This is a genomic window from Tibeticola sp. (assembly GCF_022759015.1).
GTDB lineage: Bacteria > Pseudomonadota > Gammaproteobacteria > Burkholderiales > Burkholderiaceae_C > Tibeticola > Tibeticola sediminis.
Genome location: NZ_JAEMQB010000034.1, coordinates 1 through 7,120, shown reverse-complemented (window position 1 = coordinate 7,120; position 7,120 = coordinate 1). Strand labels below are relative to the sequence as shown.

General features: G+C 66.7%; 9 protein-coding genes. 3 read left to right on the top strand and 6 right to left on the bottom strand.

Going from position 1 to position 7,120, the window contains the following annotated elements:
• From flgG to flgB, 6 genes are all read right to left on the bottom strand, one after another.
• Positions 1-673: flagellar basal-body rod protein FlgG (flgG, locus tag JHC36_RS02060; RefSeq protein ID WP_287915229.1), on the bottom strand; the 673-nt coding region annotated here is incomplete at its 3' end.
• Positions 674-702: 29 nt separating this feature from the next.
• Complete coding sequence (locus JHC36_RS02055) at positions 703-1,440, bottom strand: flagellar basal body rod protein FlgF (RefSeq protein ID WP_287915228.1); 738 nt, start codon at positions 1,438-1,440, stop codon at positions 703-705.
• A 21-nt stretch (positions 1,441-1,461) separates the two neighbouring features.
• Positions 1,462-2,703, bottom strand: coding sequence for a flagellar hook protein FlgE (flgE, locus tag JHC36_RS02050; RefSeq protein ID WP_287915224.1), 1,242 nt, complete (start codon positions 2,701-2,703; stop codon positions 1,462-1,464).
• A gap of 50 nt (positions 2,704-2,753) precedes the next feature.
• Positions 2,754-3,455, bottom strand: a complete 702-nt coding sequence (locus JHC36_RS02045) for a flagellar hook assembly protein FlgD (RefSeq protein WP_287915221.1) — start codon at positions 3,453-3,455, stop codon at positions 2,754-2,756.
• A 34-nt stretch (positions 3,456-3,489) separates the two neighbouring features.
• Positions 3,490-3,906, bottom strand: coding sequence for a flagellar basal body rod protein FlgC (gene flgC / locus JHC36_RS02040; protein ID WP_124221283.1), 417 nt, complete (start codon positions 3,904-3,906; stop codon positions 3,490-3,492).
• Positions 3,907-3,941: 35 nt separating this feature from the next.
• Complete coding sequence (gene flgB / locus JHC36_RS02035) at positions 3,942-4,352, bottom strand: flagellar basal body rod protein FlgB (protein ID WP_287915215.1); 411 nt, start codon at positions 4,350-4,352, stop codon at positions 3,942-3,944.
• 385 nt (positions 4,353-4,737) lie between these two features.
• Here flgB and flgA point away from each other — a divergent pair, with 385 nt between their 5' ends.
• From flgA to JHC36_RS02020, 3 genes are all read left to right on the top strand, one after another.
• Entirely contained in the window at positions 4,738-5,430 is a 693-nt protein-coding gene (gene flgA / locus JHC36_RS02030) for a flagellar basal body P-ring formation chaperone FlgA (RefSeq protein WP_287915212.1), read from the top strand.
• Between the two features lie 179 nt (positions 5,431-5,609).
• On the top strand, positions 5,610-6,656 hold the full coding sequence (locus tag JHC36_RS02025; protein ID WP_287915209.1) for a GGDEF domain-containing protein: 1,047 nt from the start codon (positions 5,610-5,612) through the stop codon (positions 6,654-6,656).
• 36 nt (positions 6,657-6,692) lie between these two features.
• Positions 6,693-7,120 (top strand): hypothetical protein (locus tag JHC36_RS02020; protein WP_503006767.1); only part of this gene is annotated, 428 nt, incomplete at its 3' end.

Genomic DNA, 7,120 nt, shown 5'->3' with positions numbered 1-7,120 from the left:
TGACGTTGGACGCTTCGACGAAGCCTTGCTGCACGGCACCGAGGCCGTTGAGCGTGGGCTGTCCGGTGTTGGGCGCGCCCGACGATCCCGTCTCCAGATACAGGTTGTCGCCGATCGACTGCAGGCCGGCGGGGTTCACGAAACTCGCCAGCTGCAGCGTGCCGACCTGCTGCGGTGCGGCCTGGCCGGGCAACGTGACCGAGACCGTTCCGTCCTTCGCGATCGTGATCGACTGCGCCGCTTGCGGAATGGTGATGGCCGGCTGAATGAGGTCGCCGCCGCCCGTGACGAGCTGGCCTTGGTTGTTGAGTTGCAGGCTGCCGTCGCGGGTGTAAGCAATCGTGCCGTCGGCGCGCAAGACCTGTAAGAAGCCGTTGCCGTTGATGGCCAGATCGAGCGAATTGCCGGTCTGTGTCAGGTTGCCCTGGGACATCAGGCGTTCGGTCGACACCGGGCGTACCCCCGTTCCAACCTGCAAACCCGAGGGGTATTGCGTGGTCTGCGACGACTGCGCACCGGGCTGGGTCAGGTTTTGATACAGCAGGTCTTGAAAGACCGGCCGCGAACCTTTGAAGCCGTTGGTGTTGACGTTCGCGAGGTTGTTCGAGATGACATCCATCCGAAGCTGCTCGGCTTGCAGTCCGGTTTTGGCGATGTAGAGGGAACGCAGCATGGGGAAACCTTGTCTAGGGAGTCGGTCGATCAGTTCACGACCAGAAGCTGGCTGGCGGCCTGGGCGTTCTGGTCGACGGTGTGCATGAGCTTGGTCTGGACTTCGAAGGCGCGGCTGTTTTCGATCATCTGGATCAGGGTCGAGACCGCGTTCACGTTGCTGCCTTCGAGGGCGCCCGCTTCGAGTTGCACCCGGGCGTCGGGCTCGGGCGCTTCGCCGCTGACCCGGAACAGCCCGTCATCGCCGCGCTGCACCGTCTGCGCGGGCGGGTCGACGAGCAAGAGCCGGTTGAACACCACGCTGGCGCTGCTGGTGCCTCCGGCCGGGATGCCCGCGACCGTGCCGTCCTTGCCGATCTGGATTTCCTGCAGCACCGGCAGCGTGATCGGCAGCCGGTCCTGACCGAGGACGGGGTGGCCATCGCTCGTGGTGAGTAGCCCACTCGAGCTGATTTGCAGCTGACCGTTGCGGGTGTAGGCGATACCCCCATCGGGCGCCTGGACCGCAAGCCATCCGCTGCCCTTGATCGCGACATCCAGCGCCCGCCCGGTGGCGTTGATGGCACCGGTGCGCAGGTCGGCGACCGGCTCGTCGGGTGCGACATAAACGTTGCTGGGCAGGACGCCCCCATAGACAGGCAAGGCGCGAAATTCAGCGAAGCTGCCGCGAAAGCCGTTCGTGTTGACGTTGGCCAGGTTGTTGGCCACGATGTCCTGGCGCGCCAGAACGGCGCGAGTGCCGGTGGCGGCGATCCAGAGCGTGTCCATGACTCAGGCGTCCTTTGGCGCTTAGAGGTTCAACAGGGTCTGCACGACCTGCTGTTGCGTTTTGATCGTCTGGGCATTGGCCTGGTAAGCCTGCTGGGCCACGATCAGGTTGACGAGCTGCGTCTCCAACTCGACGTTCGATTGCTCGATGGCCCCGGCCTGCAACGAGCCCAAGCCGGCCGCCTCGGGAACCCCAGTCAGCGGTGGGCCGGACTGATAGGTGGCGGCGAAATAGTTGTTGCCCAGGCGTTGCAAGCCTTGCGGCGCGCGGAAATTCGTCAGCGTGACCTGCCCGAGGATCGCGGACTGTCCATTGGTGTAGCGGCCAAAAATGATGCCGCTCGGGTCGATGGCGAGATTGCTGAGCTGACCGGGGCCATACCCATTGTTGACGATGTTGTTGACGGCCGAGGGTGCGTAATAGTTGGTGGAGCCGGCGAAATCGAGCGCGATCGTCGACCCCGATGCGCCGTCCGCCCACGACAGAGGCCCGATCGAGCCACTGGCCGTGCCGCTGATCGTTCCGGTGGAACTGAACTGGATCGTCAGCGGGCCTCCGCTCGTGATGCCGCCGCTGCTGGTCGTGCCGTCGACGCTGTAATACACATCCCATGTCTGCCCGGTGCCGCCGGAGGTCTGTAGGCGGAAATAAGTGCTCATCAGGTGCGGCGTGCCCAGGCTGTCGTAAACGGTGGTCGTCGTCGAATAGTTGTAGCTCTTGGGGTCGGTGATCGAAAACGCGGTTCCGCTGCTGATGAGCGGGGCATTGGCGTTGAGGTTGAGCTCGACCGTCGCGCTGGTCGTGGTTTTGGGCGCGAGGCTCGTGGCGGTGATTTGCAGCGGGCCAGAGCCGCCGGTCAGGGCGCCGCTGACGGCCGGCGTGCCGATGAGCTTTGCGCCGCCACCGTCGACGATATAGCCCTCTTTGTCGATTTGGAACTGGCCGTTGCGGCCGTAGACCTCGCTGCCGTTGTAGTCGAACTTGAAGAAGCCCGCGCCGTTGATCGCCACGTCGAGAGGGTTGTTCGAGGTCTGGATGTTGCCTTGCGAGAACTGCTGGGCAATGGTTTGCACGTTGGTGCCGATGCCGACCTGACCGTATTGCGGCGCCGCGCCGGCGATGGCCTGCGCATAGACATCGGCGAACTGCGCATTCGATTGCTTGAAGCCCACCGTGTTCGCGTTGGCGATGTTGTTGCCGAGGACCTGCAGGTTCGTCGAGGCGGCACGCAGGCCAGAGAGGGCGGTTTGGAAGGAGCTCATGGATGTCTAGCCTTTCGCTTGAGGGTCGTTCGATGCGTGAAGCGCGGGCGTCAGACGACGCCTTGGAGGCGGTTGAGGGCGATGGGTTGGCTCTGGCCTTCGATCTGCACGCCGGGGCCATCCTTGCCTTGCAGCAGGACCGACTGGACGCGACCCGCGCCAAAAGGCGAGGCGGTGACGGCAGCGCCGGTCGCGTCGGCGGCTTCGACCTTGAAGCTGTAGCTGCCCGCAGGCACGCGGGCACCGCTGGAATCGAGACCGTCCCAGGTGAAGTTCTGCACGCCGGCGGCCATCGGCCCCAGGCTCAGGCGGCGCAGCGTCTGGCCGTTGCCGCCGACCACGCTGACGTCGACCCGGCTTGCGGCGGCATCGAGCGTGAAGCCCGCGGCGGCGCTGCCGCTCGCGGGCAGGCTCAGGCTGTTGCTGTCGAACACCACCGTGCGGCCGACCAGATTGGCCGCCTGCAAGCCTTGGCTCTGGCTGATCTGCGCAGCCAAGCTGGCCAGCGAGGCCTGAACCGATTGCACGCCACTGGCGGTGCTGAATTGCGCCAGCTGGGCCGAGAGGTCCTGGTTGCTCATCGGGTTGAGCGGATCCTGGTTCGTCAACTGCGTGACCAGTAACTTGTAAAACGTGTCGACGTTGGCCAAGGGGCCGAAGGGCGCGGCGCTGCCGCTGGTCTTGGAGGACGCCGCACTCGAACCCTGCAGCGAAGCCAGCAGGGGGTTGTTGTTGATGGGCGAACTGCTCATGGGGTCTCCTGGGAAAGTGGCCGATCCGGTGGGCTCATTGACCCAGCGTCAAGGTTTTGAGCAACAGGTTCTTCGATGTGTTCATGAGGTTGACGTCCGCCTGGTAAGCCCGCGAGGCGGAGATCATGTTGACCATCTCATCGACGGGATTGACGTTGGGGTAGGCCACGTAACCCTGCGCGTCGGCCAGCGGGTGTTGGGGCTCGTAAACCCGGCGCAACTCGCCCGGGCGTTCCACCACGGCAGCGACGGTCACGCCTTGTGCGCCGACGGGCCCTGCCCCCGGCCGCAGGGGCTGCGCGGCGAAGACCACTTCGCGGGCCCGATAGGGCTTGCCGCTCGAACTCGTGGCCGAGTTGGCATTCGCGAGATTGCTGGCCACGACGTTGAGCCGGGCGCTTTCGGCGCGCAGGCCCGAGTGGGCGATGTCGAGCGTGCTGAAGAGGGACATGGCGATGCGATTCCGGGCGAGTGTTCAGGGTGGTTTCAGTTGCCGGTGATGGCCGACAGCAGCGACTTGATCTTTCCGCCGAGGAAGGTCAGGTCGGCCTCGTAGTGAATGCTGTTTTTCTGGAACTCGGACTGCTCGCGATCCAGATCGACCGAATTGCCGTCGAGCCGAACCGGGTTGCCCTGCTGGAAGCCAATCGCCGAGCCGCCCGCGGGGCTCAGGTCGCCGGGCAAGTGGCGCGGATGCGTCGCTTTCATGGCCAAGCTCTGCGGCGCTTGCCCGAGCGCTTGGGCCAGCGCCTTTTGGAAGTCCAGATCGACGGCTTTGTAGCCCGGGGTGTCGGCGTTGACGATGTTGGCCGTGAGCAATTGCTGACGCTGCGCGCGCAGGTGCAGGCTCGCTTGCAGCGCTGCGAAGGACTGGTCGAGAGCGTTCGGTGCGTTCATGGCGGATCGTTGGGCCGTTTGGGCAGGCAAGTTGCATGAAGCGTGCCAGGTTCACCCAGTGGTTCGTGGCTACTGGAGCTGCAGGTGGCGCGGGACCGTCCGGGTGCCTCTGGGCGGCGCGAGAGCGGCAAAGCTTTGCCGCTCGGCGGCAAGCTCGGTGCCTGTAACGCCCGTCACCGGTCACGCCATCTCCTTGGCTTGGGGTGTGAACAGAACTTGCTTGCTCGTAGGCCGAGGGTGGTATGCGGCGGAGTTGGATTCCGCTCGGCCTTCTTCAATTTCCAGGGAATTCACGATGGTTTTCGGTCAGCAAGGATCGACACAAGCGGCCTACGCCTGCCCAGGAAGCGCAAGTGCGCGCGCCTCGAGCCGGTGGGCCGCAGCAATGGGTGGCCTCTTCCTGGGGCTTGCGTTCCTCTGTGCCGCTGCGCCGGCGGCGGGCGCTTGGCAATCGCTCGATGTCGTGCGGCAGGCGGTACAGACGCATACCCGTGCGGCGCTCGGACAGGGCGGGGAGGTGGAAGTCATCCTCGACGGACCACCCCCCGATCTGCGCTTACCCGCCTGCGGCGAGCCGTTGCGCACGCGGGACCTGGGGCTGGCTCCCGCGAGCGGTCCGCGGACGGTCGAGGTGGCCTGTCCAGGGCGCCCGTCTTGGATCATTTACGTGCCGGTCCGGGTGCGCACCCGCGTCGCCGCGCTGGTTGCGGCCCGCGCGCTCGGAGCCGGGCAAGTGCTGCGGGCAGAGGACCTGCGCGCGGTGCCGGCGGAACAAACCGCCTTGCCGCCGTCGGCCCTCTCGAAGCCCGAAGAGGCCGTGGGGCGTGTGTTGCGCTATGCCGTCTCCGCCGGTCAGCCGCTGACCGCGCCGATGCTCACCGGTGCGCAGATGGTCCGCTCCGGACAGGCGGTGGCGATCGTTGCCGAAGGGGCGGGCGTGCGGCTGGTCGCGACGGGCGTGGCGATGGAAAACGGTCGTGAGGGGCAGAGCATCCTCGCGCGCAACAGCCAGTCCGGGCGTGTGGTCTCGGGCGTGGTGGGCGCCCAAGGCGAGATTCTGGTTTCCGTCAGCCGATGAGCCCCCCGATGCCTGCGCTGGCTGCGTCAGGAGTCCGACCGTGTCAATTTCAAGCTTTTTTGGCCGGATGCCGGCGTCAAATGCCGATTTGTAGCTATCAATAAAGGAGTGACTGGCGACGATTCATGGATGGCACGCCTATTGCTAGAACACTCGCATCCCGGCAAAGAGGCGTCAAGATGTCAGCGCTCCAACCCAAGAAATCACTGCCATCCACCAAAAAAGCGGACACACTGGGTGTCACGGAAGCGGCTTCGAGCCCGACGCTCAGCGGCGCGGCGCGCCGCGACCTGGAAGCGGCAGCCGCGCCCGAGTGGGCGGCCGGCGCCGGCGCCGCGATCCGCGCGACGCGGGCCGAACTCGTCGCATGGCTGCAGGCGCTGTTGCGGCAGGGCGTCTACCGTTTGCGTCCGGGGCCGGTGGCGGTCATGCCGATTGGTCGCATCCACCAGCAATTGTCGGTGGCCCTCGCAGCGGCCGTCGAAACACCGGCGCTGCAAGCGGCGCGCGAACGCCTCAGCGACGATCTTGCCCGGGCGGACGCGCGGTCGGCCGCGCTGGCCAGTCTGGACCCGAGCGACCCCGAGGCACCCGCGCTTTATGACGAGCTGATTGCGCTTGGCTTGGATGCGCTGCAGCAGTTGTCCGAGATCGAGATCGAGCTGGCGGCGCAGCACGCCGGCCTCGATGCGCTCACCGGGCTGCCCGGCCGCCGCGCGCTTTACCAGCGCCTGGCCGCCGAACACGCGCGTTCCCAGCGTTCCGTGCATCGGTGCGCCGTCGTGCTGATCGACCTCGACCGGTTCAAACCCGTCAACGACCAATACGGTCATCTGGTGGGCGACGACTTTCTGCGGGCCTTCGCCGCCGCATTGCGGGCCGAGCTGCGCCCCTATGACGCCGCATTTCGCTTCGGGGGCGATGAGTTCGTGCTCGTTCTGCCCGATGTCACCAATGACCAGGCGGAGGCGGTGGTCGAGCGCATACGCCAGCGGCTGCAACGCCAGCCCTTGCTGGAAGTGGACGGTACGCCGCTTTGGGCCGAGTTTTCCGCGGGGGTTGCGGCACTGGACGGCGCCCGCACGCCCGCAGAGGCGCTGGGGCGCGCCGACGCGCAACTCTATGCCGCCAAGGCCCGCCGTGCCCACCGCGTCGCCCAGATCCCGGCCGCCACCGTCCCGGAGGGGGCACCGCTCGCGCGCCCGAAGCGTCGTGCGGGGTCTTGACCCTGCGCGACTGGCACCCCGCCCGGAGCCGGTCGGATGACGTCCAGCCTTTCCCGAGCCAGCCACGCCGAGCTGCTGCATGCCTATCGGCGCGATGCCACGCGTCTGCTGGGGCGGATCGAGCATGCGCTGCGGCATGGGGCCGCCGAGCTGGGGCCGCTCGAAGCCTTGGCCCAGGCGCTCGATGCGCTGCGCGGCCTGCGCCTCGGGGCGGAGATGCTCGGTGCGTCAGCGCTGGAGGTCCGATGTCGGGCGGCAGAAGCCGAGTGGCTCGCCTTGCTGCCCGAGGTCAGTTCCGGTTGCGCCGACGCGTTGAACGCCGTCGTCCCGACGCTCGGCACGATACGCGCCGAGGTCGAGCGGTTTGATACGTCTCGGCCCGAGCCCGAGCCCGAGCCCGAGCCCGAGCCCGAGCCCGAGCCCGAGCCTGAGCCTGAGCCTGAGCCTGAGCCTGAGCCTGAGCC

Coding starts and splice junctions, on each gene's coding strand:
- JHC36_RS02055 (WP_287915228.1), bottom strand. CDS start 1,440: ATGGACACGCTCTGGATCGCCGCCACCGGCACTCGCGCCGTTCTGGCG.
- flgE (WP_287915224.1), bottom strand. CDS start 2,703: ATGAGCTCCTTCCAAACCGCCCTCTCTGGCCTGCGTGCCGCCTCGACG.
- JHC36_RS02045 (WP_287915221.1), bottom strand. CDS start 3,455: ATGAGCAGTTCGCCCATCAACAACAACCCCCTGCTGGCTTCGCTGCAG.
- flgC (WP_124221283.1), bottom strand. CDS start 3,906: ATGTCCCTCTTCAGCACGCTCGACATCGCCCACTCGGGCCTGCGCGCC.
- flgB (WP_287915215.1), bottom strand. CDS start 4,352: ATGAACGCACCGAACGCTCTCGACCAGTCCTTCGCAGCGCTGCAAGCG.
- flgA (WP_287915212.1), top strand. CDS start 4,738: ATGGGTGGCCTCTTCCTGGGGCTTGCGTTCCTCTGTGCCGCTGCGCCG.
- JHC36_RS02025 (WP_287915209.1), top strand. CDS start 5,610: ATGTCAGCGCTCCAACCCAAGAAATCACTGCCATCCACCAAAAAAGCG.